This is a genomic window from Streptomyces sp. NPDC016677, from assembly GCF_055562815.1.
The window spans coordinates 592,215-617,261 of the sequence record NZ_JBVHEO010000002.1 but is presented as its reverse complement, the minus strand read 5'-3'; the positions used below and the strand labels follow the sequence as shown (position 1 = coordinate 617,261).

The 25,047-nt window shown below is 72.4% G+C and carries 20 protein-coding genes and 3 pseudogenes; 14 read left to right on the top strand and 9 right to left on the bottom strand.

Going from position 1 to position 25,047, the window contains the following annotated elements; genetic code table 11:
• The first annotated feature begins 87 nt into the window (after nucleotides 1–87).
• Nucleotides 88–1,980: an ABC transporter ATP-binding protein gene (locus tag ACZ3IG_RS08100; RefSeq protein ID WP_467430553.1), complete on the top strand. Its 1,893-nt coding sequence runs from the start codon at nucleotides 88–90 to the stop codon at nucleotides 1,978–1,980.
• On the opposite strand, the gene ACZ3IG_RS08095 is transcribed toward ACZ3IG_RS08100, so the two are convergent.
• Nucleotides 1,967–2,872 carry a helix-turn-helix transcriptional regulator gene (locus tag ACZ3IG_RS08095; protein WP_467430022.1) on the bottom strand — a complete coding sequence of 302 codons (906 nt, stop codon included), beginning with the start codon at nucleotides 2,870–2,872 and terminating at the stop codon, nucleotides 1,967–1,969. The two genes, ACZ3IG_RS08100 and ACZ3IG_RS08095, sit on opposite strands and share 14 nt — an antisense overlap.
• Nucleotides 2,873–2,960: 88 nt before the next feature.
• Between ACZ3IG_RS08095 and ACZ3IG_RS08090 the strand changes: the two genes are divergently transcribed.
• The 3 genes from ACZ3IG_RS08090 to ACZ3IG_RS08080 are packed head-to-tail and all read left to right on the top strand — an operon-like array spanning nucleotide 2,961 to nucleotide 5,400.
• Nucleotides 2,961–3,521: a quercetin 2,3-dioxygenase gene (locus tag ACZ3IG_RS08090; RefSeq protein ID WP_467430021.1), complete on the top strand. Its 561-nt coding sequence runs from the start codon at nucleotides 2,961–2,963 to the stop codon at nucleotides 3,519–3,521.
• A gap of 11 nt (nucleotides 3,522–3,532) precedes the next feature.
• Nucleotides 3,533–4,495, top strand: a complete 963-nt coding sequence (locus ACZ3IG_RS08085; protein ID WP_467430019.1) for an amidohydrolase family protein — start codon at nucleotides 3,533–3,535, stop codon at nucleotides 4,493–4,495.
• 14 nt (nucleotides 4,496–4,509) lie between these two features.
• On the top strand, nucleotides 4,510–5,400 hold the full coding sequence (locus ACZ3IG_RS08080) for an alpha/beta fold hydrolase (RefSeq protein ID WP_467430017.1): 891 nt from the start codon (nucleotides 4,510–4,512) through the stop codon (nucleotides 5,398–5,400).
• Nucleotides 5,401–5,430: 30 nt separating this feature from the next.
• On the opposite strand, the gene ACZ3IG_RS08075 is transcribed toward ACZ3IG_RS08080, so the two are convergent.
• Complete coding sequence (locus ACZ3IG_RS08075; protein WP_467430015.1) at nucleotides 5,431–5,961, bottom strand: MarR family winged helix-turn-helix transcriptional regulator; 531 nt, start codon at nucleotides 5,959–5,961, stop codon at nucleotides 5,431–5,433.
• A gap of 97 nt (nucleotides 5,962–6,058) precedes the next feature.
• Here ACZ3IG_RS08075 and ACZ3IG_RS08070 point away from each other — a divergent pair, with 97 nt between their 5' ends.
• On the top strand, nucleotides 6,059–7,432 hold the full coding sequence (locus ACZ3IG_RS08070) for an MFS transporter (RefSeq protein WP_467430014.1): 1,374 nt from the start codon (nucleotides 6,059–6,061) through the stop codon (nucleotides 7,430–7,432).
• Here ACZ3IG_RS08070 and ACZ3IG_RS08065 read toward each other — a convergent pair.
• Nucleotides 7,373–8,662 (bottom strand): cytochrome P450 family protein, encoded by a 1,290-nt coding sequence (locus ACZ3IG_RS08065; RefSeq protein WP_467430012.1) that lies wholly within the window; start codon nucleotides 8,660–8,662, stop codon nucleotides 7,373–7,375. The two genes, ACZ3IG_RS08070 and ACZ3IG_RS08065, sit on opposite strands and share 60 nt — an antisense overlap.
• Nucleotides 8,663–8,926: 264 nt before the next feature.
• Between ACZ3IG_RS08065 and ACZ3IG_RS08060 the strand changes: the two are divergent.
• A pseudogene (locus ACZ3IG_RS08060) lies at nucleotides 8,927–9,163 on the top strand (aa3-type cytochrome oxidase subunit I); the annotation flags it as partial.
• Between the two features lie 289 nt (nucleotides 9,164–9,452).
• Here ACZ3IG_RS08060 and ACZ3IG_RS08055 read toward each other — a convergent pair.
• Nucleotides 9,453–11,462 (bottom strand): flavin monoamine oxidase family protein, encoded by a 2,010-nt coding sequence (locus ACZ3IG_RS08055; RefSeq protein ID WP_467430010.1) that lies wholly within the window; start codon nucleotides 11,460–11,462, stop codon nucleotides 9,453–9,455.
• Nucleotides 11,463–11,719: 257 nt separating this feature from the next.
• On the opposite strand from ACZ3IG_RS08055, the gene ACZ3IG_RS08050 reads away from it, so the two are divergent.
• Nucleotides 11,720–13,618 (top strand): CASTOR/POLLUX-related putative ion channel, encoded by a 1,899-nt coding sequence (locus ACZ3IG_RS08050; RefSeq protein WP_467430009.1) that lies wholly within the window; start codon nucleotides 11,720–11,722, stop codon nucleotides 13,616–13,618.
• Between the two features lie 163 nt (nucleotides 13,619–13,781).
• Nucleotides 13,782–14,045: pseudogene (locus tag ACZ3IG_RS08045) on the top strand (SAM-dependent methyltransferase); the annotation flags it as partial.
• Nucleotides 14,046–14,168: 123 nt separating this feature from the next.
• Here ACZ3IG_RS08045 and ACZ3IG_RS08040 read toward each other — a convergent pair.
• The 3 genes from ACZ3IG_RS08040 to ACZ3IG_RS08030 are packed head-to-tail and all read right to left on the bottom strand — an operon-like array spanning nucleotide 14,169 to nucleotide 17,933.
• Nucleotides 14,169–15,254: a terpene synthase family protein gene (locus ACZ3IG_RS08040; protein ID WP_467430007.1), complete on the bottom strand. Its 1,086-nt coding sequence runs from the start codon at nucleotides 15,252–15,254 to the stop codon at nucleotides 14,169–14,171.
• A 51-nt stretch (nucleotides 15,255–15,305) separates the two neighbouring features.
• Nucleotides 15,306–16,382, bottom strand: coding sequence for a polyprenyl synthetase family protein (locus ACZ3IG_RS08035; RefSeq protein WP_467430005.1), 1,077 nt, complete (start codon nucleotides 16,380–16,382; stop codon nucleotides 15,306–15,308).
• Between the two features lie 57 nt (nucleotides 16,383–16,439).
• On the bottom strand, nucleotides 16,440–17,933 hold the full coding sequence (locus tag ACZ3IG_RS08030; RefSeq protein ID WP_467430003.1) for an ABC1 kinase family protein: 1,494 nt from the start codon (nucleotides 17,931–17,933) through the stop codon (nucleotides 16,440–16,442).
• Between the two features lie 480 nt (nucleotides 17,934–18,413).
• Between ACZ3IG_RS08030 and ACZ3IG_RS08025 the strand changes: the two genes are divergently transcribed.
• From ACZ3IG_RS08025 to ACZ3IG_RS08015, 3 genes are all read left to right on the top strand, one after another.
• Nucleotides 18,414–18,656 (top strand): hypothetical protein, encoded by a 243-nt coding sequence (locus tag ACZ3IG_RS08025; RefSeq protein WP_467430002.1) that lies wholly within the window; start codon nucleotides 18,414–18,416, stop codon nucleotides 18,654–18,656.
• Between the two features lie 470 nt (nucleotides 18,657–19,126).
• Nucleotides 19,127–19,570 (top strand): hypothetical protein, encoded by a 444-nt coding sequence (locus ACZ3IG_RS08020; RefSeq protein ID WP_467429999.1) that lies wholly within the window; start codon nucleotides 19,127–19,129, stop codon nucleotides 19,568–19,570.
• A 1,074-nt stretch (nucleotides 19,571–20,644) separates the two neighbouring features.
• Nucleotides 20,645–20,878, top strand: a complete 234-nt coding sequence (locus tag ACZ3IG_RS08015) for a hypothetical protein (RefSeq protein ID WP_467429998.1) — start codon at nucleotides 20,645–20,647, stop codon at nucleotides 20,876–20,878.
• Nucleotides 20,879–20,918: 40 nt separating this feature from the next.
• Here the strand turns inward: ACZ3IG_RS08015 and ACZ3IG_RS08010 are convergent, their stop codons facing one another.
• Nucleotides 20,919–21,578, bottom strand: a complete 660-nt coding sequence (locus ACZ3IG_RS08010) for a TetR/AcrR family transcriptional regulator (RefSeq protein ID WP_467429996.1) — start codon at nucleotides 21,576–21,578, stop codon at nucleotides 20,919–20,921.
• A gap of 112 nt (nucleotides 21,579–21,690) precedes the next feature.
• On the opposite strand from ACZ3IG_RS08010, the gene ACZ3IG_RS08005 reads away from it, so the two are divergent.
• The 3 genes and pseudogenes from ACZ3IG_RS08005 to ACZ3IG_RS07995 form a co-directional block, all read left to right on the top strand.
• Nucleotides 21,691–22,674 (top strand): quinone oxidoreductase family protein, encoded by a 984-nt coding sequence (locus ACZ3IG_RS08005; RefSeq protein WP_467429995.1) that lies wholly within the window; start codon nucleotides 21,691–21,693, stop codon nucleotides 22,672–22,674.
• A gap of 29 nt (nucleotides 22,675–22,703) precedes the next feature.
• Nucleotides 22,704–22,898, top strand: coding sequence for a hypothetical protein (locus ACZ3IG_RS08000; RefSeq protein WP_467429993.1), 195 nt, complete (start codon nucleotides 22,704–22,706; stop codon nucleotides 22,896–22,898).
• Nucleotides 22,899–22,945: 47 nt separating this feature from the next.
• Nucleotides 22,946–23,191 (top strand): annotated as a pseudogene (locus tag ACZ3IG_RS07995) (transposase family protein); the annotation flags it as partial.
• Nucleotides 23,192–23,266: 75 nt separating this feature from the next.
• Here the strand turns inward: ACZ3IG_RS07995 and ACZ3IG_RS07990 are convergent.
• Nucleotides 23,267–25,042 (bottom strand): endo-1,4-beta-xylanase, encoded by a 1,776-nt coding sequence (locus ACZ3IG_RS07990; protein ID WP_467429991.1) that lies wholly within the window; start codon nucleotides 25,040–25,042, stop codon nucleotides 23,267–23,269.
• Nucleotides 25,043–25,047: the final 5 nt, after the last annotated feature.

Here is a 25,047-nt window from a genome sequence, read left to right as displayed (position 1 = left end):
CAGCAGCGGGGACGGCGGCTTACGGGCGGGCAGCGGCCCGCCGTTGACCTCAACATTGCTTGAGGTCCTAGTGTCCGCGGCATGAGCATGGAGACCACCGCCTGGACCCAGCTGCACAGCGTCCTCGGCGCCGAGGACGCTGTGCGGGACCGCCGCCCCTTCACCCGCGCCACCCTGCGCCGCATCGGCGCCTTCGCCCGCCCGCACCGCCGCCGCATCACCTGGTTCGTGCTGCTCGGCGTGGCCACCGCGCTGCTCGCGGTCGCCACCCCCGTCCTGGCCGGCCGCGTCGTCGACGCGCTCGTGTCCGGCGGCGACGAGCACACCGTCGTACGCCTCGCCCTGCTGATCGCCGCGATCGCCGTCGTGGAGGCGGCGCTCGGCATCCTCTCCCGGAGACTGTCGGCGCTGCTCGGCGAGGGGCTCATCCTCGATCTGCGGACGGCCGTCTTCGACCACGTGCAGCGCATGCCGGTCGCGTTCTTCACCCGGACCCGTACGGGAGCGCTGGTCTCCCGTCTCAACAACGACGTCATCGGCGCCCAGCGGGCGTTCAGCAACACCCTCTCCGGAGTCGTCAGCAACCTGGTGACGCTGCTGCTCACCCTCGCCGTCATGCTCACCCTGTCCTGGCAGATCACCCTGCTCGCGCTGGTGCTGCTGCCCGTCTTCGTGGTCCCGGCCCGCCGCATGGGCCGCCGGATGGCCCGGATGCAGCGCGAGGCCGCCGCCCTGAACGCCGCGATGGGCACCCGGATGACCGAGCGGTTCTCCGCGCCCGGCGCCACCCTGGTCAAACTGTTCGGCCGGCCCGAGGAGGAGTCCGCGCAGTTCGCCGAGCGGGCCCGCCGGGTCGCGGACATCGGGGTGCGCACCGCGACCGCGCAGGCCGCGTTCATCACCGCCCTCACCCTGGTCTCCGCGCTCGCCCTCGCCCTGGTCTACGGCCTCGGTGGCCGGCTCGCCCTGCGCGGCACCCTGGAGCCGGGCGCCGTCGTCGCCCTGGCACTGCTGCTGACCCGCATGTACGCGCCGCTCACCGCGCTCGCCGGGGCCCGGGTGGAGGTGATGAGCGCCCTGGTCAGTTTCGAGCGGGTCTTCGAGGTGCTCGACCTCAGGCCGCTGATCGAGGAGCGGCCGGACGCCCGCCCGGTCCCCGACGGCCCCGTCGCCGTCGAGTTCGACGACGTCCGCTTCGCCTACCCCTCGGCCGGCAAGGTCTCCCTCGCCTCCCTGGAGGAGGTCGCCGGCCTGGACGACCGGGGCGGAGCCGAGGTCCTGCACGGCATCTCCTTCCGCGCCGAGCCCGGACAGACCGTCGCCCTCGTCGGCTCCTCCGGCGCCGGCAAGTCCACCGTCGCCCAGTTGCTGCCGCGCCTGTACGACGCCGACTCGGGCACCGTACGCGTCGGCGGCACCGACGTCCGGCAACTGACCGCCGCGTCGCTGCGCGCCACCGTCGGCATGGTCACCCAGGACGGCCACCTCTTCCACGACACGATCCGCGCCAACCTCCTGCTCGCCCGCCCCGACGCCGCCGAGGCCGACCTGTGGGACGCGCTCGGCCGCGCCCGCCTCGACGGCCTCGTACGGTCCCTGCCCGACGGCCTGGACACGGTGGTCGGCGAACGCGGCTACCGGCTCTCCGGCGGGGAGCGGCAGCGCATGACGATCGCCCGGCTGCTGCTCGCCCGCCAGCGCGTCGTCATCCTCGACGAGGCCACCGCCCACCTCGACAACACCTCGGAGGCGGCCGTCCAGGAGGCGCTCACCGAGGCCCTGGCCGACCGGACCGCCGTCGTCATCGCCCACCGTCTGTCCACGGTCCGCGCCGCGGACCAGATCCTGGTGATCGAGGCCGGCCGCGTCGTGGAACGCGGCACCCACGACGGCCTCCTGGTCGCAGGCGGCCGGTACGCCGAGCTGTACCGAAGCCAGTTCGGGAACCGGCGGGACGACACCGCCCTCAGGGCTTCGTGAGGGTCCGGAACTCGGTGGGCGTCATCCCGGTGCGCTGCCGGAAGAACGCGCTGAAGGCGGTCGGATAGCCGAACCCGATCCGCTCCCCGATGGTGGCCGGTGCCAGCGAGGTGTGGATCAGCAGGCGTTTGGCCTCCAGCAGCACCCGGTCGTCGATGAAGCGTTTGGCGCCGACACCGAGCGCCGCCCGGGTCGCCCGGGTGAGCGTGCGCGGGCTGTAGCCCAGCCGGGCGGCGTAGTCCTCCACCCGGTGGGTCCGCCCGAAGTCCTCCTCGACCGCCCGCCGGAACCGGTGGAACGGCTCGCTGCCACCGGTACGCGTCCGGCGGCGCGGGTCGGCGAGGTGGACCAGCCGCACGAGGATCACCGAGAGCAGATCGCGCAGCGTCTCGACGTACGCCTCCAGCGTCAGGTCGCCGAGCCCGGCGTGCTCCTCGACGAGGGCGTCGAGCAGCCGCAGCAGGGCCGCCTGCCGCGCCGGGTCCGGGGTGATCAGCCGGTACGGGACGTGCTCGCCGTCCCGGATCAGGGCGTCCGTCGCGGCGCTCGGGAAACCGGAGGGGAACACCAGTACGGTGGCCTCGGCGTCCCCGGGCCCGGACGGGAACTGGAGCACCTGCCCCGGCCACACCCACAGCCAGTCGCCCGCGCCCAGCGTGTACGAGGTGAAGTCCACCGCGCACGCCAGCCGCCCGCCCCGTACCGCGACGACCAGGTGGAAGGCCGGGCGCACGGCCCCGGTGAGCGGGCGTTCCCGCTGGGCGGCGCGGGCGGCGAGGCCCGGCAGGCCGAGCACTTCCAGCCCCGGTGGCCGGCCCGGTGTCGGGTGGTAGGACACCGTCGGAACACCGCCCGTCGGACGGCCGCCCGCGAACTGTCCGTTTTTCTTCATCGCGTGCCCGAGTGTATGCCGACCACCCGCCGGGGCCGGTTCTAGGTTGGCGGGAGCCGTCCGAGCCGCAGAGAGGACCGACCCCCCCATGACCATCGAGTTCGCCACCCGCTACCGCCGGCGCTCCCACATCCCGCCGGAGCCGGGCAAGCCGTACTTCATCGAGAAGGGCATGGGGGACCGCGCCCACCTCTTCACCGACATGTTCACGATCTACGCCGGCGGCGAGCAGACCGAGAACACGTTCAACTTCTTCACCTGCGAGGGCCCCAAGGGCGACATCATCCCCGCCCACTCCCACCCCGACACCTACGAGGTCTTCTACATCACCGACGGCGCCGTGCGGCTGTTCGTGGAGGACCTGGAGGGTGAGCAGTACGAGAAGCTGCTGACCGTGGGCGACTTCGGCTTCGTACCGAAGAACTGCCCGCACGCCTACCGCATCGAGCGCCACCACAGCCGCATCGTCGGCGTCGCGGCCGGACCGGGCGGCACCTTCGAGCGGTTCTTCGAGAACCTCGGCACGCCCACCGACGAACTCTCCCCGCCGCAGCGGCCGTTCGTGCCCGAGCCGCACAAGTTCGGCACCGTGCCGCAGCAGTACGACGTGAACTTCCTGCCCGACCACCAGTGGCGCACCGGCGAGTGAGGGAGCAGCACATGACCACCCGCACCCCCGGATACCTCGACGTCCACGCCCACTTCGTCACCGACTCCTACGTCCGCCAGGCCCGCGCGGCCGGGCACGAACTGCCCGACGGCGTGCCCGCCTGGCCCACCTGGTCGGCGCAGGCGCACCTGGAGCTGATGGACCGCTGCTCCATCGGGACGTCGATGCTGTCGGTCTCCTCCCCGGGCGTCCACTTCGGCGACGACACCGCCGCCCGCCGGCTGGCCCGCGAGGTCAACGAGGACGGCGCCGAGACCGTACGCGCCCACCCCGGCCGCTTCGGCCTGTTCGCCTCCCTGCCGCTGCCGGACGTCGACGGCTCGCTGGAGGAGATCGCGTACGCCTACGGCACCCTCGGCGCCGACGGCGTGGTCCTGGAGACCAACACCCACGGCACCTACCTCGGCAACCCGGACCTGGAGCCGGTCTGGGCCGAGCTGGACCGGCGCGGCGCGGTCGTCTTCCTGCACCCGACCTCGCCCGTGTGCTGGGAGCAGTCCGCCCTCGGCCGCCCCCGCCCGATGGTCGAGTTCATCTTCGACACCGCCCGCACCGTCACCGACCTGCTGATGTCCGGCACCCTCGACCGGTACCGGAACCTCACGGTGATCGTGCCGCACTGCGGCGGCGCCCTGCCGGTCCTCGCCGACCGCATCAACGGGTTCATGAAGATGTTCATGCCGGCCGGCACCGACGCCCCGGACGCGGTCGCCCAGCTTCAGCGCCTGTACTACGACCTGGCCGGTCCCGCCCTGCCCCGCCAGCTCCCCGCGCTGCTGAACCTGGTCGGCGCCGACCGCCTCCTGTACGGAAGCGACCACTGCTGGACCCCGGCCGCCGGTGTCGAGGCGCACGTCGCGGGCCTGGACGCGGCCCCCGCCCCCGAGGGCCATCCCGACTGGCGCACCCTCACCACGGCCAACGCCCGCCGCATCCTGCCCCGTACCGCCTGACGTAAGGCACCGCCGTGACCTTCCCCTTCCACCTGCTGGCCCCGCCCGACCCGGCCGCCCTGCCGCTGCCGCACCCGGCCCGCCCCGCCGAGGGCGTGACGCTGCTGCGCGGCGCCGTGTACGCCCTCCCCGAGGGGAGCCGCCCGCTCGCCGCCGACCTGTGGCTGCCCGAGGACGCCACCGGCCCGGTGCCGGTCGTCGTCTTCGTGCACGGCGGCGGCTGGCGGGCGGGGCTGCGCGACGACCTCGGCCCCCGCTTCCGCGACTGGACGCCGGGCCCCTTCGCCCGGCTCGCCCGGGCCGGGTTCGCCGTCGTCTGCCCCGACTACCGGCTCAGCGGCGAGGCCCCGCACCCCGCCCAGCAGGGCGACCTGGCCGCCGTACTGGCCTGGCTGCGCGCCCGCGCGGGCGACCTCGGCCTCGACCCCGCGCGCACCGTCCTGTGGGGCGAGTCGGCCGGCGGACACCTCGCCGCGCTGACCGCCCTGACCCAGCCGCCGGGCACCGTCGCCGGGTGCGTCACCTGGTACGCCCCCACCGACCTGCCCGGCCTCGCCGAGGACCGCCCCGAGGGCACGTACGACGCCCACGACCCGTCCTCCTACGAGGCGCTGCTGCTCGGCGGGCCGCCGGCCGACCGGCCCGGGGCGGCCCGTGACGCCAGTCCGGTCAGCCACGCCGGACCCGACGCGCCGCCCTTCCTCCTGCTGCACGGCACCGACGACTCCCTGGTCCCGGCCCGGCAGTCCGTCCGCCTCGCCGAGGCCCTGCGCGCCGCCGGACACCACCCCGACCTGCGCCTGGTCACCGGGGGCGACCATCTCTGGGTGGGCCTGTCCGACGCGGACGTCAAGGACTGCTACGCCCGCGTCCTCACCTTCGCCCGCCGCTGCACGGGCGCCTGAGGGGGTGCCTGAGCGGGCCGTCGGGGCGCGTCAGGGGCGGGACCGGCGGGACTGGCGGGCCTCCAGATCGAGGAGCAGGGTGCGCAGGTCACCGGCCAGCCGGTCGCGCCCCTCGACGTCCAGGGCGCGCAGCAGATCCGACTCGAAGGAGTAGTGGCCCTCCAGGTCCCGGTCCAGGTCCGCCACGCCCTCCGGGGTGAGACTCACGAGGGAGGACCGCCCGTCGTCCGGGGAGGCCGTACGGGCGATCCACCCTTCCTGCTCCAGCCGCTTCAGCCGGCCGCTCAGCCCGGCGCCGGAGACCAGCATGGCCTCCCGCAGCCGCGTCGGGGTCAGGGCGTACGGAGGACCGGCCCGGCGCAGCGCCCGCAGGACGTCGAAGTCCCCGAGGTTGTTGACAACCATGCCCGGACGCCGGCGCAGCCGCCGGCTCTGCGCCTCCTCGATCAACTGGGCGAGGCGCTGGACACGGGCGAGGACCTCGCCCGGCGAGACGTCCAGGCGCGGACAGGCCGCCGCCCACTCCTGGGCCGCGGTGTCGACGGCGTCGGTTCCGGTCATGTTTCGTTCGCGCCCTTCTTTGTACTGGTTTCGAGCTTACCAAGCACGACCATTCCGCCATTTGTTTCGCTCGCGAACTACCTATACGCTCGGTGGCATGCAACGTGAAGTCGTCTCACCGGCCGCCCGCGACGCGCTGGCCCCCCGGCGCCGCTCGCCGGGCACCGTGCTGGCGAGCACCAGCCTGGGCACCCTGCTGGTGATCCTGCTGACCTCCGGCCTCAACATCGCCTCCCCCGAGATCCGCTCCGCCTTCGACGCGGGGGACACGGCCATCGGCTGGGTCCTCTCCGGCTACACCCTGGCCTTCGCCATGCTGTCGCTGACCGGCGGCGCGCTGACCGACCGGTTCGGGGCGCGGCGGATCTTCCTGGTGGGGCTGGGGATCTTCACCGTCTTCAGCCTCGTGGCCGCCGCCGCCCCCACCGTGAGCCTCGTGGTCGTCGGCACCTTCGGCGAGGGGGTGGGGGCGGCGCTCGTCCTGCCGTCCGCGCTGGCCCTGATCCAGTTCGTGTACCAGGACGTCCCCGACCGCCTGTCCTGGGCCATCGGCATCTGGGCCGGCGCCAACGCCCTGGGGGCCGCCCTGGGGCCGGTGCTGTGCGGCGCCCTGGTGTCGGTCTCCTCCTGGCGCGCCATGTTCCTGGCCGTCGCCGTCCTCGCCGTCGTTTTCGCCCTGGTGGGACGGCCCGTACTGCCGCTGCTGCGCGGCGGCGGAGCGCGGCTGGACCTGCCCGGGCTGCTCGTCATGGTGGTGCTGCTCGGCCTCGTGGCCTTCCTCGCGCACGACTGGCGGGCGCTGCCGCCCGCCGTACTGGCCGCCGGTGTCGTCGTCGCGTGCGCGGCGGTCTGGCTCTTCGGCCGGGTCGAGCGGCGTGTGCCGGCGCCCATGCTGCCGCTGAGCCAGTTGCGGGACGTGCCGTTCAGCGCCAACGCCGTCGTCACGGTCGTGGGCACCGCCGCCTTCTTCGGCACCCTGTACATCACCAGCATGGGCTTCCAGGACGAACTGGGCATGACCCCCTTCGTCGCCGGTGTGGCCCTGCTGCCGCTGGCCGGCGGCAACATCGTCGCGGCGCTCGCGGCCGGCCGGGTCATCGGCCGCCTCGGCGTCCGGGGCGCGATGATCCTCGGCTCGGCCCTGCTGATCGCCGCCCTGGCCGTCATCCCGCCGGCCTTCGACCACTACGGCGCGCTGGTCGCCCCACTCGTCCTGATGGGCGCAGGCTGGGGCCTGCTCGTCCCCACCACCTCCGCGGCCGGACTGGCCCGCGCCCAGCGGGGCAAGGAGGGCGTCGCCTCGGGCGTCACCGCGGGCGGCCGGGAACTGGGCGCCGCGCTCGCCGCCGCCGTGCTCCTGCCGCTCGGGGTGCGGGCGGGCGTCTGGAGCGCGGCGGCGGTCGGCGTCGTCTCACTGGCCGTGGTGCTCCTCGGTGTCCGCCTCCACGGCCGCTCCGGCCCCGGCGCCTGAGCGGCCGGGCGGCCGCAGGCGCACCGGCAGCGACTGGTGGCCGTTGCTGATCAGCGATGCTAGCGGGACCAACTCCCCGGCCGGAACGGCGAGTTCGATGTCGGGGAACCGCTCGAAGAGCTGCCGCAGCACGGTGACCAGCTCCAGACGGGCGAGCGGCGCGCCGAGGCAGAAGTGCACGCCGTGGCCGAGCGCCAGGTGGTCCTTGGCCGGCCGGGTGACGTCGAAACGGTCGGCGGTCGGCCCGTGCCAGCCCGGGTGCCGGTTGGCGGCGCCGTACGACGCGAGGATCGCCTCGCCCCGCGCGATCACCTGCCCGTCGGGCAGCGGGATGTCCGCGAGGGCGAACCGGAGGGGGAGGTGTTTGACCGCCGGTTCGTGCCGCAGGGTCTCCTCGACGAGGTCCTCCCAGCTCGCCCGGCCGGCCCGGAGGTGACCGAGCTGCGCGGCGTCGGTCAGCAGGGCGGTGACGGCCTGGTCGATGACGTTGACCGTCGTCTCGTACCCGGCGCTGATCATCAGGATCAGCGTGCCGAGCAGCTCCTCGTCCGTGAACCCGCCGCCGTCGCCCTCGTCGTCCCGGGCGGCGATGAGCAGCGAGGTCATGTCGTCGCCCGGCTCGGTGCGCTTGGCCGCGACCAGCCGTTCCATCGCCGCGTACAGCGAGGCGGTGTTGGCGGCGGCCTCCTCGGCGCTGAGCGTGGTGGCGAAGACCCCGTCGACCAGGGCGCGGAAGCCCGTGCGCTGATCCTCGGGGACGCCCATGAGCCGGCCGATCACCGCGATCGGCAGGGGGAGGGCGAGCCGCTCGCGCAGATCCACGATCTGTCCGGCGGGCCGCGAGCCGAGGTCGTCGAGGAGCGAGGTGACGATGGCCTCCACGGCCGGGCGCATGGCCTGGATCCGCCGGGCGCCGAAGGCCGGCGCGACCATCCGGCGCAGCCTGCGGTGATCACCGCCGTACGCGGTGAACATGTTGTTCACCGCGACCCACAGGGCGAGGGGCCAGGTGGAGACGGTCTCGGCGAAGCCGGGCCAGTGCGCCCGCCCGTCCTTGGAGACCTGAGAACTGGTCAGGAGCTGTTTGAGCAACCGGGGGTCGCTGACCGACCAGGCGGTCACCCCGAGGATGTCCACCCGGGTGGCCGGCCCGCGGGCGCGCAGCGCCCGGTCCTCGGCGTGGTGGTCGGAGGCGGTGGGGTCGAGAACGAACAGGTTCTGCTCGGACACGGCTTCTCCTTCTGCGGGCGCACAGGTCGTGACGTACCCCACCTTTTGTTCACCCACCGGGCGTCCCGCGCACAAGGGCGGTTCCAGCCGATCAGGGACGTCGGGCCCTGACGGCGGCCGCGGCGGGGGACGTTCGGCCCTGTCCGGCCGGGGGGCCGCTCCGCGGCTCATGGGGCGGCGGCCGGGAGGCGCCGCGGTCATCCCCCGTCGCGCGGTGTCTCCCGGTCCGTGTGCGACTCGAACGGATGGGGAGGACGTCGTCCCGTGGACGGAACACAGGTGGACCAGCCGGAGCCGGCGGCGAAGGTGCCGGTACGCCCGGCCGTGCGGAGCGAACGCGGGCCGTCGTGGGCGGAGTGGCTGACGACCACCGACCACAAGAGGATCGGGACGCTGTACCTGGTCTCCGTCTTCGCGTTCTTCGTCGTCGGCGGGGTGATGGCGCTGATGACGCGGGCCGAACCCGCCCGGCCCGGGCTCCAGATCATGTCGGGCGAGCAGTCCGAGCCGGACTCTCCGCCATTCCCGCTCCCTCCGGGAAGGCGCCCCTGACGTCCCCCCCCCCTCGTGCGGGACGGCCTTGCCGGCGCGCGAACAGGCGAACGAGGCACGGCCGTCCCTGGCGCTCAGATCCTGTGGCCCCCGGCTCCCGCTCGATGCCGCCCGGCCATGACGGGGCGCCGGGCTGCTGCGACGGTTCGGCGCCCGTCGCGCGGGGAGAGCCGATGGCCCCGGTGCCCCGGGGCCATCGGTTACGCCGTGACCGGGCGCACCGCGCCGGCCGCGCGGCTCACGCGGTGTGGACCTCCAGGGCGGTCCGTACGGCCGACTCCACGGCCCCCTCGATCCAGGCCGGCTTGACGGACGTGTGGTCCCCGGCGAAGTGCAACGGCCCCTCGGCCACGGGGATGGCGGGCAGCAGCTCCGTGTGCTGCCCGGGCAGCAGCACGGACGCCTCCCCGTAGGCGTAGGGGTCGCGCAGCCAGCTCTGGGTGCGGCCCGCGCCGGTGTAGAAGACCTCGATGCGCTGGCCGTAGACCTGCTGGAGGCCGCACAGGGCGTGCGGGTACCGCGCCTCGTCGTCCAGGGAGTCCCAGCGCAGCGCGTCGTCCGCCCAGCTGTAGGAGGCCAGCACCACACCGCCCGCGCTGCCCGGAACCGGGTGGGAGGGGTGGAACATGAACCGGTTGGCGTTGTCCGACACCGAGCCGCCGCCCACGACGTCGACCGCCTCCGGCTGATCACGGGCGACCGCGCGGTTGGCGGCGTAGTGGGTGCGCTGACCCTCCGTGATGTGCCCGTCGGGCACGGAGGGGTGGGCCCCCAGCAGGCTGCCGTCGGCGGTGGCGCGGCCGGTGCGGTAGGCGTCGTACAGGCCCGGGTCGATCGCGCCCAGCTCCCGCTTCCAGTCGGCCTCGTCGAACTCCCACCAGCGGCGGCTGAACTCCAGCAGCACCTTGGTCGCGCAGTCGTAGTGCAGTTCGCAGACCGCCCGGCGTTTGCGGTACGACAGCGGCGGGGTGATCTGCACGTGGCGCAGCCCGGAGAACGGCACCGTGACCACGGCGACGTCGGCGGTGAACTGCTCCCGCACGACCGGGCCGTCGCGGCCCTCCGACACGGTGTCCACCCACACGTGCGGCCCCTTGTCCCGGACGTGCTCGGTGTCCGTGGAAGGGCGGTCGGGGTGGTGGTACTGGACGCGCGTGACCCGGCGGTCGAACCGCACCTCCTCGCGTACGCGTTCCAGCAGGGCGTCCGGCAGTACGGCGGTGCCGCCCTCCAGTTCGTAGAAGGGCGTGTCGGGGCTGATCAGGGAGGAGCCGATAAAGCTGTGGATGAAGGACAGCGGGAGGCGTGAGGTGAGGTTCTCCAGGGTGCCGATCAGGTCGACGGTCCGTTCGTCGAAGCCGGCGTGCTCGGTGAGGAAGCGGAACATCGACCAGTCGCCGAACCGCTCCACCACCCGGGCCCAGCCCTTCAGCCGCTCCGGGAGGGGCTTGTCGACCCGCTTGCCGGTCCGGTCCACGTAACTGAACTCGTCGCGCACCGGGTCCAGCGCGGAGCGCAGGATGGCGGCGGCGGGTGTGTCCCAGTGGGCCCGGGGCACGCCGAACGACCGGTTCACGCGCCGGGGCGCGCGGGCATAGTCGGCGCGCCGCACACGGATGCCGTTGACGTGGATCCAGGTGCGGTTGGCGGGACGTCCCTCGCCGTCGACGTCGACGTAGTGGAAAGGCCGCTTCTTCAGGCCGAACTGGTCGATCAGCTCCATCACCAGGGGATGGCTGCCCGGGATGCGCATCGCGCCGGCCTCGGCGTACTGGCGGGGGTCGGCGAAGGGCTGCTCGGCGCGCTCGTGGCCGCCGGTGCGGAAGGTCTTGACGCGTCCGCCCGCCCGGTTGCCGTTGGCCTCCAGTACCGTCACCCGGTGCCCCGCCCGCTTCAGCAGCCAGGCGGCCACCAGACCGGCCGGGCCGGCGCCGATGACCAGGACTTTCCTGGGGCGGGCCCGGCGCTGGTCCGGCAGGCCCTTCTGGAGGACGTTCTGGTAGCGCGGTACGAGGGGGCGGTCGTCGGAGTCGAGTACGAGCAGCGCGCGAGCGACGGCGAGGCTCCGGGCGGAGTCGGTGCCGCGGCCGGCGCTCGGGGCGGCCGGCGCCGCGGGGACACCGGGGGTCAGGGCCGTGGCGACACCGGGGGTCAGGGCTGTGGCCACCGTGGCCGTACCGACCGCCGCCGCGAAACCCCTGCGGGAGAAACCACCGTCCGCACGCGTCACCGCGTGATCTTCAGTCATGGCGGACTTTGTACCGACGGCCCTGACCGGGTGCCCGCCTTTCACTCCGGCGCCTACCCGAAGGAGTTAACGCGGGGACCGGTCTTGACGTCCCGGCGGGTGGACCGGCGCCAACGGCTCGGGGACCCGAAGGGATGAACGCCGGGCGAACCCCGTCTGCCGCGGCGGCCGGTCACCCACACTGCGACATGCCTGCCCGTCACAGGTGAGATGCCTGCCTGTCACGGGTGAGGAGCGGGAGAGGGGAGGGGGGAAGAGTGGCGCAGCGGCGTACTCCGTTCGGCGACAGGGCCCGTTACTGGTTCGACAGTACGCTGGCCCGCGGTGCCGCCGTGCTCGTCGGCTGGATGGCGCTGCTGTGCCTGGCCGTCGTCGTCCCGGCCAGCGCGGTGCTGGTGTGGACCGACCCGGACGCGCCGGCGCCCCTGGCGGACCGGCTGGTGAGGGTCTGGCAGCTCACCGGGGAGACACTGCGGCTGGGCGGTGCCACGGGGACGCCGCCGCGGGTACTGGTGTCGGTGCTGCTCGCGCTGGTCACGCTGCTGTACGTCTCGGCGCTCGTCGGCCTGATCACGACGGCGCTCACGGAGCGGCTCACCGCGTTGCGGCGGGGCCGCTCCACCGTGCTCGAACAGGGCCACGCCGTGATCCTGGGGTGGTCGGAGCAGGTCTTCACGGTGGTGGGCGAGCTGGTGGCCGCGGGCGCCAACCAGCGGGGCGCGGCGGTGGCGGTACTGGCCGACCGGGACAAGACCCTCATGGAGGAGGCGCTGGCCACCCGGGTGGGCCCGGGCGGCCGTACGCGGCTGATCTGCCGCAGCGGCCCCACCACCGACCCGTCGGTGCTCCCCCTGGCCAGCCCGGCCACGGCCGGGGTCGTACTCGTCCTGCCCCACGACGAACCCGACGCCGACGCCGAGGTGGTCAGGACACTGCTGGCGCTCAGGGCGGCGCTGGCCGGGGCGGACCACCGTCCTCCCGTCGTCGCCGCCGTCCGGGACGAGGGGTACCGTCTGGCCGCACGGCTCGCCGCCGGACCGGGCGGTGTCGTCCTGGAGAGCGACACCGTCACCGCCCGGCTGATCGTCCAGGCCGCCCGCCGCCCCGGGCTCTCCCTCGTCCACCAGGAACTCCTCGACTTCGCCGGCGACGAGTTCTACCTGGTCACCGAGGTCGCGCTGACCGGCCGCCCGTTCGGCGAGGCGCTGCTGTCCTACCGGACGTCGAGTGTCGTCGGCATGGTCCGGGACGGCACCCCGCTGCTCGGCCCGCCGCCCGAGACGCTCATCGCCGCCGACGACCTGCTGCTCGTCATCTCCCGTGACGACGACACCGTCCGCCTGGAGGACTGCGCGGAGTCGGTCGAGGAGGCGGCGATGGCGTCCGGCCCCGCGACGCCCGCGCGGGCGGAGCGGGTCCTCCTGCTGGGCTGGAACCGCCGGGCTCCGCTCATAGTCGACCAGCTGCGCCGCCGCGCCCGGCCCGGATCAGCCGTCGACGTGGTGGCCGACCAGGGGGAGGCGACGGTCCGCCAGGTCGGCGAGGCCGGCGCACCCAGCGACACCCGTCTCCGCCTGACACTGCACCACGGGGACGTCACCCGTCCGGAGACCCTGCGACGGCTGGACGTCCACTCCTACGACAGCGTGATCGTGCTCGGCCGGGACCCCGTTCCCGGCCGGCCGTCGGCCGACTCCGACACCCGTACGCTCGTCACCCTCCTGCTGCTGCGCCAGCTGGAGGAGGAGACCGGGCGCGAACTGCCGGTCGTCACCGAACTGATCGACGACCGGAACCGGGCGCTGGCCCCCATCGGTCCCGGAGCCGACGTGATCATCAGCGGCAAGCTGATCGGCCTGCTCATGGCCCAGATCTCCCAGAACCGGCACCTGGCGGCGGTGTTCGAGGAACTGTTCTCCGCCGACGGCGCCGGGATCCGCCTGCGGCCGGCCGCCGACTACGTGCGGCCGGGGAGCGAGACGCCCTTCGCCACGGTCGTCGCCGCGGCCCGCCACCGCGGCGAGTGCGCCATCGGCTACCGGAGCCACGACGAGGCGTCGACGAGCCCCGGCTACGGCGTGCGGATCAATCCGCCCAAGGACGAGCGACGCCGCTGGACGGCCGAGGACGAAGTGGTCGTCGTCGGCAGGGACTGAGCCGAAACCAGGACAGCGTGGGGGAGGCGAGCAGGCGCTGGTCTCGTTCACCCGTCGCGCGGAGCCCGGCGGCCCGCCCGCCCCCTGCGGAGCGAGCCGCCGGGCCGGGACGGACCAGGCTGCCGGAGAGGGTGCCGGCAGGTCCGCGGGGACGCCGCCCTTGTCGGGTGACGCCCGTCAAGCGGTGCTGCTGGGCGTGGGGCTGGACTCGCGGGCCTTCCGGCTCGACCGGCCGCCCGGGTGGGTGGTCTTCGAGATCGGCAGGGAAGGAGTGCCGGCGTTCGACCAGCAGGTGCTCGGCGGGCTGTCGGCCACCCCGAAGGCAGCGCGCGTACCCGTTCCGACCGATCTCCGCGAGGACTGGGCCGGAGCACTGGCCGACGCCGGCTTCGACGCGACCGCGCCGAGTGGGTGGCTTTTCACCGGCCGGCACGGACGCGGCCCGCTGCCCGAGCCGGACGACGCCCTTGGCGGGCAACCGGCGGGTGTCCGCGGACAGGCCCCTGCCGTGACAGCGCCGAGACTGGTGGGGCTCGGGTGCCCGGTTCCGTCAGAAGAGGAGGTCGTTCCACCACCACGCGATGGACGGCAGCCGCCTGGGGTCCTGGCGGCCGGGGCGGGGCGCGTCGGTCCAACGGCCGGCGGCTGCCTGGGCCGGGACACGGGCCCGGGCGGCGGGGGTGACGCCGTCCGCAGCGAGGTAGCGCGGTACGCGCAGTGCCCATTCGATGTTGCCGCGGATGCCGAGCCCGAGGCCGGTGAGGTAGTGGCGCAGGGACGTGCCGGCGCGGGGGGCGACCTGGTCGCGCAGGGCGAGGAACCGCTCCAGCACGGCGTCGCGCAGGGCGATGGCCTCGTCGACGGCCTGGTGGAGCGAGTAACGGTGGTGGACCCTGAGGACGTTGACGATGTTCTGCTCGGTCTGGTGGCGCGCGGCCTCCCTGGTGTGGGAGTGGCGGTCGTTGTCGAGGGAGGCGACCAGGATGGCCATCTCGGTCAGGGCGCGGACCGCGGGCGAGTCCATCTCGCGGTCGGGTACGTCGAGGCCGTTGGCGATCTCCAGCATCGCGTAGGTGGGTTCACCGCCGGCCGAGTGCAGACGCATGGCGAGGTACTCGTCGAGGTCGGGCATGCGGCCGGTGGCCCGGTTGCCGATCTGCCACTGGACACCGGTGAGCCAGGCGCGATGGGCGTGCTCGAAACGGCGGTTCTGTACGGGCCCGGCGACCGCGCGGAACAGTTCCCCGATCTCGTGCAGGACGGCGGCGTACGGGTCGGCGCAGTGCAGGCGGCCGGGCAGCTCCAGGGCGCGCTGCACCGAGAAGGCCATGGTGGCGAAGGCGGCGGGGTCGGCGGCGTAGTCGCCTTCGTCGCAGCGGGCGTCGTCGAAGGCGAACCCCCAGTAGACCCACAGGGCGGCCGGCCACAGCCGGTCCAGGTCGGCGTCCGGGGCGAACCGGGCGTAGAAGTCGGCGCTGCGGCTGCCGGCGTACCGGGCGAGGTCGGTGTCGTCGCGGCACAGACCGCTTCGGCCGAGCCAGGCCAGGGCGCGTCGCTCGGCTTCCTCGGCCTCGGGATGGACGGCGGACGCGATGGGACAGTAGAAGGGCGGGGTGTCGACGGCGGTACCGGCCACCGTTTCTCCTTTCGCCGCGGCGACGGCCGCGGTGCCGTACGGCGGACGCGGTCAGGCGGTGCGGACGGTGACGCGGGCCGCGATCTGCCGCAGCGCGGCGGCGATCCGGGGCGCGAGCGGACCGTCGTCCAGGGCACGCAGCGCCTGCTCGTACCGTTCGGTGATCATGTCTTCGACGGTGGCGCGGGCGCCGGTGTGCTGGAGGATGTGCCGGACGCGTGCGGCATCGTCCTCGCCGAGGTCCGCTCGGCCGACCAGCGCGTCGAGCGTCCCGCGCTGCTCCGGCGTGGCGCGCCGGGTGGCGAGGGCCATGAGCACGGTGGCCTTGCCCGAACGGAGGTCCTCGAAGACGGGTTTACCGGTCACGGCGGGGTCGCCGAAGACCCCGAGGAGGTCGTCCCGCAGCTGGAACGCCTCCCCGAGGGGAAGCGCGTAGGCGGAGCACAGGGAGAGCAGGTCCCGGTCGGCACCGGCGAGGGCGGCCCCCAGGTGCAGGGGCCGTTCCACGGTGTACTTGGCGGTCTTCAGGCGGGCGATGGTCAGCGCCTCCTCCACGTCTTCGGTGGGCCGTCCGGTGGCCATCAGGTCCATGTACTGGCCCAGGAGCACCTCGCCGCGCATCGCGTCGAGCAACGGCAGCACGGTGTCGCGCTGCCGGGCGCTCAGTCCGGCGGTGTTGACGAAGGCGTTGGAGCAGACCAGGGCCAGGTCGCCGAGGAGGAGGGCGGCGTTGGTGCCGAACGTGTCGGCGTCCGGCCTGGACCGGTGTCGGCCGGCGAAGTCCCGGTGCACGCTGGGGCGGCCCCGCCGAGTGGGGCTGCCGTCGATGAGGTCGTCGTGGATCAGGGCGAAGGCGTGGAAGACTTCCAGGCTCGCCGCCGTGCGCCACAGGGCCTCCTCGCCGTCTCCGTGGCCGCCGGCGGCGTGCCAGCCGAGGACACACAGCAGGGGACGGACGCGTTTGCCGGGTGCGAGGACGAAATCGGTCAGAGCCCGGGTCAGTTCGCCGGCCCGGCCCCGCAGGGAGGGGACCGGGGCGGGCGGGCGGCGCAGGCTCTGCGCCAGGACGGTGTCGATACGGTCGCGCAGGGCGTCGAGGTCGAGGGCGGGGACTAGGTCGGTACTCATGGGGGCGGGCTTCCTCCCTGCGGACAGGCCGGCAGGCGGGGAGCGGTGACACGCCGGTCACCGGTCCTTCGCGTAGTGGTTCCAGAGCATCGTGGTGGCGAGCGCGAGGGACACCTCCGCCGCACCTTTGCGCAGGCCGGAGGAGCGGGTGGACGAGCGGGAGCCGTTGAGGTTCATGCGCATGGTCAGGTCCTGGTTGGACAGGTCCTTGGTGATTCCCCGCAGTTGCTGGGGGGCGGAGGCACCGGCCGTGATCACTTCCAGGGCCGTACGGACCGCCTGTTGCGGGGAGAGCGACTCCTTGACCAGGTCGGTGACGATGCCGACCAGTTCCTGGGAGAAGACGTCGATGAGGGAGAGCTCCGGGCACAGGTGCCGGATGGACCCCTCGATGTTGGCGAAGGACTTGCCCAGGATGGAGACCATGGGGCTGGTACGGATGCCCCGGCGGGTGGAGTGCTGCAGCACGGCGGTGAGGGTCACCCCGAAGTTCAGCTCCTCCAGGGAGGCCGTGGCGATCTGCGGAACCAGCGAGGCCATGTCACCGGCGAACGCCGCCGTGTTCGCCCACGAGGTGGCGCTCCCCATGTCGACCCAGGCCCGGGCCGTCCCGGCCCCGTCGTTCATCGCCAGGTTGAGGAGGAGCAGCAGGATGCTGGTGCTCATGGGCCGGTCGATGCGCCCGACCATGCCCCAGTCGATCATGGTGGCCGGGTGGCCGGGTTCCACGAAGATGTTCCCCGGGTGCGGGTCCGCGTGGAAGATGCGGTCGACGAAGTAGCCCCGGTACATGAAGGCCAGCAGGTCCTGACCGATGGCCCTGCGCTCCTCGGCGTCGAACCGGTCCTTGTCGGCTTCCCGGATCGGCGTCCCGGGGGCGAGCCCCTGCACCAGGACCCGTCCGGTGGCCTCGACGACCTCGGGCACCGCCACGTACTCGAAGTCCTCCGCCGCCTTGGCCGCCTCCGTCATGTTCCGGGCTTCCATCACGAAGTCCAGCTCGGGCCGCATCGCGTCGAAGACCACGTTGAGCATGGCCTCGACGTCGATGACCTCGTTGAAACGCCAGGTCCGCCGGGAGGCGAAACGGGACAGTGAGCCCATGAGCTTCATGTCCGCCTCCACCGTCTCGCGCACACCGGGACGCTGGATCTTCACCGCGACCGGCCGGCCGCCGGGCAGTTCCGCCCGGTACACCTGGGCCAGGGACGCGGTGCCCAGGGGATGCTCGGTGTCGAAGTCGCGGAACCGCCGGGCCCACCCCGGCCCCAGCTCCCCGCGGAGCACCGGCTCGAAGTCACCGAACGGGGCGGGCGACGCCCCGTCCTGCAGTTTCTCGAACTCGTCGATCATCTGCGGGGTCACGATGTCGGGCCGGGTGGCCAGCATCTGGCCGACCTTCACATAGAAGGGCCCGAGGCTCTCCAGCGCGCGGCGGACGTTGCGGGCCCGGCGTACGGCCCCCTCCTCCGCCCGGCCGGCGGGCATCGCTTCCTGCCGGACCAGGTGGGCGAGCACGCGCATCAGCACGCGTCCCCGGCCCGCACTCACCTGCCGCGCTCCCGTGCCGGGCGGTCCGCGTTCGCCGGTCCGGCCCCGCCCCGTCCGGCCCCGCCCCGTCCGGGTTCGTACCGTTCGGGTCCGGACCGCAGCGGGCGGGCGAGCGGGGGGTCAGCGCGCATCGCGGATACGGTCGATACGGTCGGCCAGGCGCGCCACCTCGTCCCTCAGGGCCTCCGCGTCCTCCGCCCCGCGTGCCCTCGGCACCCTGCCCCGGCCTCCCGGATGATCGTCCCCCTCGCTCCAGCGCCGGTCCATCCGCCCCCGGAGCAGTTCCAGCTGGTCCCTCAACGCCGTCAGTTCGTCCGGGTCCTCGTCCGGGTGGCCGTCGTCCGGCCGGGTCCGCGGTTCCCGCCGGGGGCCGGACGCGTAGGGCTCTCCCTCGTCCGGTCGGAGCCGGCTCCGCGATCCGTCACCGCGCCGACGCCCGTCACCGCGTCCGTGCCGACGGCGGCGGCGTCTGTCCCGGTCGTGGTCGTCATCGTCGTCATCGTCGTGGTCGTCGTCACAGCCGTCGTAGTCGTCGCAGTGGCGGTCATGGCGGTCGCGGCGGTCGTCGTGGCCACGGCGGCCACGGTCACGATCATCGTCGTCGTCCAGCGCCCGGCTGACCGAACTCCGCAGGCCGCACTCGAAATCACCTGCTCTGTCCAGGGCGTCGTCCACGAGATCCTCCGTGGCGCGCACGATATTGCGCAGCGCGTGACTGAATGACGTACGGGAATGGCGACGGGACATGCGATGTGCCCTTTCCGCGAGGTGAGGCGAGGGGGAATCAGGCAGGTTTCCGACCTCTCTCATCCTGGCCGGTGGAGTCGGCTGAAAACGCTCCCCTTATCCATTTCATTCAATCGAGCGAAGCGCCCTTCCTCACCGTATCCGCGCGCCGTCGCACGCCGTGCGTTCGTGAGGGGCGCGCTGGCGTGGCGAGGCGGTTACGGTCGCACGATCGCATCATGGCCGACTGTCCAAATGGAGATAATCTCATCCTTGCCCTTGACGTCACACGCCGTAAAAGGCGCCGTCTCGGCGGCGGAGAAGTATCCCGGCAGCTCGACAACGGCTCGAAAACGAGAAAATCATCACGTCGGCATGGATTCGCCTCGGTGCGCCAGGGAATCAATCCCGAAAAGATCCGGAGGTTGCCCGCCGGGGAAACCCGGCGGGAAAAAGGAGGGCATCCCGTGGCGAGGATCACGAGAATCGAGGCGCATGTGCGTACCGCTGACGTACCGCACGGGGGTACACAGGGGTGGGTCTATCTGGGTGTCGCCGGCCGCGAGTTCGTACTCGACGCCGGCGGGACCGCCGACGGCACCCGGACCGGTGACAACTGGACCTTCGTGCTCGGCGAGGACGCCAACGTCCGCAACCCCGCCTACAACGACCCGCGCAGGCCGCAACTGGACACCGACGACCTCGACCGCTACCCCGTCTACGTGAGGTTCGAGCCCGTGGGCCCCGACCCCGCGTGGTGCCTGGACCGCGTCGTCGTCCATGTCAACGGCGACACCGACCACCCGCACACCTTCGACAACCCCGACCTCGCCGACTTCGGGGAGGACCGCCGGCTGTGGCTGGGCCAGGAGTACGGCAAGCAGCTCTACCTCAAGCGGTACGACAACTGACGGCGCTGGACGCCGCACGACCGCCACCTCTCGTGAAGTGGCGGTCTGCCGGGACCTGGTCGAGCGCCGGCCAGGCGTGACCGTGCCGATGCCGGTCGAGGCGGCGCGCTTTGTGGACGCCGGTCCGTGGACGCGGCTTGAGGCCGCGACGAAGCCTGTCAGGTTCTGCCCGCCGGTTCGGGCCGCACGGGCGCCGGCAGCTTGGTGTTGAGCTGCCGGTGGTGTTCATCCCGGCTTCGCCCGCAGTTCGCTCCGGCCCGCCACACACAGTGGAGGTGGCGATCACGGCCCGCGCCTTGCCGTTGGCGTCGGCCACGACGAACTCGACGGCGTACAGGTTGTCCGCGACCGGACCGTGCTGCCGGGACAGGACGCCGTAGCCGCCACCGGTCATGTGACCGCCGACCCCGGCGGCCGGGCAGGAGCCGCCCGGAACCGTCACGCCCCAGCCGGGGTCGAGGGTGCGGTATGCCTGGGAGAGGACCGCCTCGCCCTCGGGCGGTCCCGACGGCGAAGGCGTTCATGTCCGTGCCGAAGTACACCGAACGCATCCCGGACAGGTCGATGACCATGCTCATGTCCGGGTCGTCGACGAAGTTCTCCAGGCAGTGTCCTCCGCCGCGGACAGTGACTCTCTTCTGTGAACCGGCGGTCGTGTCCCCGGAGCAGCAGGTCCTGATACCGCAGATCCTCCCGGCATCACACTGACCGGCCCGAACACCGCTGTGCCGGCCGTCGATGTCTGATCCGCCGCTACGGTCGCCCCGGGCCGGGCCGGGCCGGCCGGCGCGGCCCCGCCTCCGGTGAACGACGTCGACCGTCGCGATACCAGGTCCGGCCAGTGTAAAACGTCTGCGTGTCAACGCGGCCTTGAAATGCCCCTTGTGCCGACCACTGGTTTTCGACGACACCCGGTGGTGTCGGAGGCTTACTCGTCCTCTGTTCGGCCGGGCATTGGTATCTGGGTGGCTCTTGGTCGCCCCCCCTGAAAACCCCTATGCCGCTGCCGCGGACATGCTGGGCCGGAATAAGTGACTACGATAACTCCCCGCCCTCTACGGAGAGTTGGAGGACATGGCCACGTACGTCATCGCGGCGCTCTGCAACGTGCACGCCGACGCGGAGCGCGCATGCAACGAGTGGTACGAGACCAAGCACTCTCCCCTGATTGATTTCGAGACCGACGACCTCCCCGCCACGCTGGCCGCCGTGCGGAGCCTGGACGGTGCTCAGGCGGCGAGATTCCTGGTACCGGGTCAGGTGATGACCTCGCTGTACCGGGACCCGACCGTGCATGCCGCACCCTGACCGGGCGCTCCGGCAGACCGAGAGCCACAGAGCGCGGTGCTCACCGGGTCACGGCGTCGGTGCGGACCCCTGGGCGGTCCGGCATCCCGCTGCCGGCGACCGCGGCCATGGGCGGCCGGGCGTCGTCCGGCGACACTTCCCCGGTGAGCACAGCGTCGGCCAACGCGAGGATTCCGGCACGCACCTGCGCCAGACTCATGCCTGCCGTGTCGACGAGCATGTCGACCATGTCCGCGCGGGGAATGTTCAGCAGGACATGCGCCATGAACCGGGCATCGATGTCCGGCCGGGCCGCGCGGATCGCGTCGGTGAGCTGGGCCTGCCAGGTGGCGTACCGCTCCATGCCGGCGGCGCCTACGCACCCGTCCATGGCGCGCAGTAGTGGCCGCCCGGGGACCACGACCATGTCGAACAACTCGCTCACGAAGCGCAGGACGCGCTCGCGCGCGGGTACCTCCGCGTCGGCCAGCCGCTCCAGCGCTCCCGGTTCCCACTCCTCGGTGAGCTGCTGGAACAGGGCAGCGATCAACCCCTTGCGGTCGCCGAAACGCCGGAAGAGTGTCGCCTTGCCGACACCGGCCGCCTCGGCGATGTGGTCCATCGAGACGTAGTCGACGCCGCTCTCGGAGATCAGCCGACGCGCCGTCAGCAGGATGGTGCGGCGGTTCCGCGCGGCGTCCGCCCGCTCCCTGCCTCCCATGATGATCACCCCTTGGCATATCGGGAACCCCCGCCGGTACCCTATGGCAACCGTAAGCGGACCGGCAGTACGCTTACGGTCGCCAGGCCCCGCCACCTCAAGGAGACAGCAGATGCGGTCTGTTCGATTTCACGACTACGGACCCCCGGAGGTCCTGCAGGTCGACGAGGTACCCGATCCGGCCCCGGGCCAGGGCGAGTTACTGATCCGTGTCACGGGAGCCGGGATCAGTTACTCCGAGGTCCAGATCCGTTCCGGCCTGATGCGGCAGTTCGACTGGTTCCCCGACCCGCCCATGCCGTGCGCGCCCGGATTCGAGGTCGCCGGGCAGGTCATCGGGGTCGGCTCCGAGGTGGGCGACGAGTGGATCGGCCGTAACGTCGTGGGCCCCACCGCGACCGGCGGTGGCTACTCCGAGCTGGCCGTCATGCCGGCCGCGGCGGCCAACCCGGTTCCCGACGGGCTCGACAGCCAGACCGCGCTGGCGCTGCTGAGCCAGGGCGTCGTCGCCGTCGGCGTGGCGGAGGTGGCCGGCATCCGTCCGAAGGACGTGGTCCTGGTCACCGCCGCGGCGGGCGGTGTCGGCAGCCTGCTGGTGCAGTTGGCCAAGCGGGCCGGCGCCGAGGTGATCGGGCTGGCGAGCGGAGAGCGGAAGCTCGCGCTGGCCAAGGAGCTCGGTGCGGACCACGTCCTCGACTACACCGAGGAGGGCTGGGACGCGCAGGTCCGCGAGATCGCGGGCGGCGGCGTGCAGGTGGCCTTCGAATCCAGCGGTGGGGAGGTCTCCCGCAAGGTCTTCGACCTGCTGGCCTTCGGCTTCGGCCGGATGGTCGTCTACGGCACGGCCAGCGGCGCGGTTCCGCAGTTCGACCCGGAGAGCCTCTACACCCGCGGTGTGACCGTCACCGGGTTCGGACCCCGCCTCTTCATCGAGCCGGAATACGGTGTCCGGCTTCGGAAGGAGGCGTTCGACCTCGCGCTGGCGGGCGAGCTGAAGCCCGTCATCGGCCAGGTGCTGCCGTTGTCGGAGGCCGCTGCCGCGCACCGGGCGTTCGAGGAGCGTACGACGGTGGGCAAGGCCATTCTGGTCCCGTAGACGGACGACGACCTACTCATGGAGCCGCCATGACCCAGACAGCAGCCGTTCCCGCGTCGCCACCGATCAGTGACGCCGACCCGTTCGCCGCCGAGTACCCGGCACACCCCGAGCCGCTGTACCGGCGGTCGCGCGTAGCCGGCCCCGTCGGCCGCCTGTCCCGTTACGGCGTGCACGTCCTGGCCCGTCGCCAGGAAGCGCACGCCGCCCTCGTCGACCGGTAGACCTTCCAGTCCGGTGCCGGAGTCGGACCGGCCAGTTTCCGCCGCACGACCCCGTGATCATCACCGGCCGCAAGACCACCCGGAACCACCGACTCACCGATGCCGAGAAGGAAGCGAACCGGCTGATCAGCCGCCAGCCCGCCGCCAGCGAACACGGGTTCGCCCGCCTCAAGTCCTGGCGCACCCTGACCAAGGTCCGCACGAACGCCCGCCACGCGACCACCCTCCTGCGGGCCCTCCTCGTCCTCGCGAACACCGGGGCCAGGGGTGACCGACGACCACCCCCGCAGTGATCATGATGCTGACCGGCAGGAGTCCGTCACTCCCGGACCGCACCAGCCCCACCCCCAGCTCCGCGAGCTGCGGAATCAGGATGAAAGGGTTCCACTGGTCGTTCGCGGTGTTCGCCGTACCTGTCCAGTACCTGAGAGGCGAATGTCGTGCAGGACGTCACGCAGTGCCCAGTAGGCGGGTTTCGCCTCGTACGCCGCGTCCCAGGGAAGAGCGTTTCCCGGACTCGGTGGGTAGTGTCGCAGGTCAGCCGTGGAGCCGTACTTGTCGGTGAAACCCCAGGTCGAGAACGAGGTGCAATTGGGTTCTTCGCCGCAGACCGCGAGTTTCCCCGCCAACTGGCGGGCCTGGACGTCCTCTTCGTCCTCGTCGACGAGGACGTCCGCCTCCGAGACCCGGGCCTTCAGGCCGAGCCCGGCCAAAGCCCGGACCTTGCGTCGGAAGACCTCGGGGTCGGTACGGTCGCCGACGGCGTACTCGTGGTCCTGGAAACCGACGCCATCGATCGGAACGCCCCGCTCCTTCAACCGGATCAGCAGCGCGTAGAGGGCATCCCAGCGGGGACCGTCCTCCTCCACCCCGTACTCGTTGAGGTACAGCACCGCATGCGGGTCGGCCTCGCGGGCAGTACGGAAGGCGATGTCGATGTACTGCTCACCCATCGCTTCGAACCACAACTGTGGCCGCACGCCCCGGTTGCCGTTGGAGTAGTCCTCATCCTCGTCGGACATGGGCTCGTTCACCACGTCCCATTCCGCGACCTTCCCCCGGAAGTGGCCCGCTACCGCGCGTATGTGCTCCACCATGACGCGCCTGCGTTGCTCGTGCGTCATCTCGGCGCGCATCCACGCGGGCAGGGCTTCGAACCAGACGAGGGTGTGGCCGTGCACCTTCATCCTGTTGGCCTCGGCGAAATCCACCAAGGTATCGCCTTCCGCGAAGGCGAACACGCCGCGTCGAGGCTGGACGAACTGCGGCTTGAAGTCGTTCTCCGGCGTAAGCATGGAGAACTCCTCACCCGCCGTCCGGCGGTAGGCGCTGTCGGTCAGCAAAGGGCCCGCGGCCAGGGCGGTTCCCATACGGACCGGGCGTGGGAGAATCGCCGCCAGATCGCGCATCGCATCGCTGGACCGGGGCACTCGCAGGCCAGGCGCGTCCACGACGGACATCCGGCCCCGTCCCAGTGACCGCGCGTGGAGACCGCTGAGGGTCCAGCCCTTCCCGTGGACTCCGGCATCCGCGCCGAACCAGATGCGGCCACTGCCGAAGACGTCCCGCGCTGGAACGGTCCCCACGACCCTGCCGTCGGCCTCCAGCACAAGCCTGTTTGCGCGGACTTCGACGGCGAGGCGGACTTCGAGCCCCAGGCCGCTCCCGAAGGTCCGGGTCATCGCGGGCCTGTCGGAGTCCCCGTCCCAGCGGTCGATCCGGAGCCTCCCGCCGACCACGCCGATGCGCACGCCGCGCCGTTCGTAGCGCCATTCGTCGTAGATGACCGGCGTCTCACCGTACAGATGCAGGTAGGCATCCGTGTCATCCGTGCGCCGCAGGCCGGCTTCGATCCGGACATCCCCTCGGAACACCATGTGAGGACCGCGCAGGTTCACCGGTGGGTTGGGCTGTCCGCCGGTACCGTCCTGGCGTGTGATGCGCCGGTCGAGGGGTGTGATCCGTACCCCCGCGTGCGTGGGCTTCCCGCCGGCGAAGTGAGCCCAGTCCCTGCCGTTCAGGAGGTCCTCCACAGGTCCCCCCGCGGGCGCGGTGGTGCCGACACGGTCCCCCGAGACGCCAGCGACCAAGGCACACACAACGGCGACGACAGCGCTCTTTCGAAACCGCATGAACAGCAGCACTCCGT

Coding starts and splice junctions, on each gene's coding strand:
- ACZ3IG_RS08100 (WP_467430553.1), top strand. CDS start 88: ATGGAGACCACCGCCTGGACCCAGCTGCACAGCGTCCTCGGCGCCGAG.
- ACZ3IG_RS08095 (WP_467430022.1), bottom strand. CDS start 2,872: ATGAAGAAAAACGGACAGTTCGCGGGCGGCCGTCCGACGGGCGGTGTT.
- ACZ3IG_RS08090 (WP_467430021.1), top strand. CDS start 2,961: ATGACCATCGAGTTCGCCACCCGCTACCGCCGGCGCTCCCACATCCCG.
- ACZ3IG_RS08085 (WP_467430019.1), top strand. CDS start 3,533: ATGACCACCCGCACCCCCGGATACCTCGACGTCCACGCCCACTTCGTC.
- ACZ3IG_RS08075 (WP_467430015.1), bottom strand. CDS start 5,961: ATGACCGGAACCGACGCCGTCGACACCGCGGCCCAGGAGTGGGCGGCG.
- ACZ3IG_RS08070 (WP_467430014.1), top strand. CDS start 6,059: ATGCAACGTGAAGTCGTCTCACCGGCCGCCCGCGACGCGCTGGCCCCC.
- ACZ3IG_RS08055 (WP_467430010.1), bottom strand. CDS start 11,462: ATGACTGAAGATCACGCGGTGACGCGTGCGGACGGTGGTTTCTCCCGC.
- ACZ3IG_RS08035 (WP_467430005.1), bottom strand. CDS start 16,382: ATGAGTACCGACCTAGTCCCCGCCCTCGACCTCGACGCCCTGCGCGAC.
- ACZ3IG_RS08015 (WP_467429998.1), top strand. CDS start 20,645: ATGGCCACGTACGTCATCGCGGCGCTCTGCAACGTGCACGCCGACGCG.
- ACZ3IG_RS08010 (WP_467429996.1), bottom strand. CDS start 21,578: ATGGGAGGCAGGGAGCGGGCGGACGCCGCGCGGAACCGCCGCACCATC.
- ACZ3IG_RS08005 (WP_467429995.1), top strand. CDS start 21,691: ATGCGGTCTGTTCGATTTCACGACTACGGACCCCCGGAGGTCCTGCAG.
- ACZ3IG_RS08000 (WP_467429993.1), top strand. CDS start 22,704: ATGACCCAGACAGCAGCCGTTCCCGCGTCGCCACCGATCAGTGACGCC.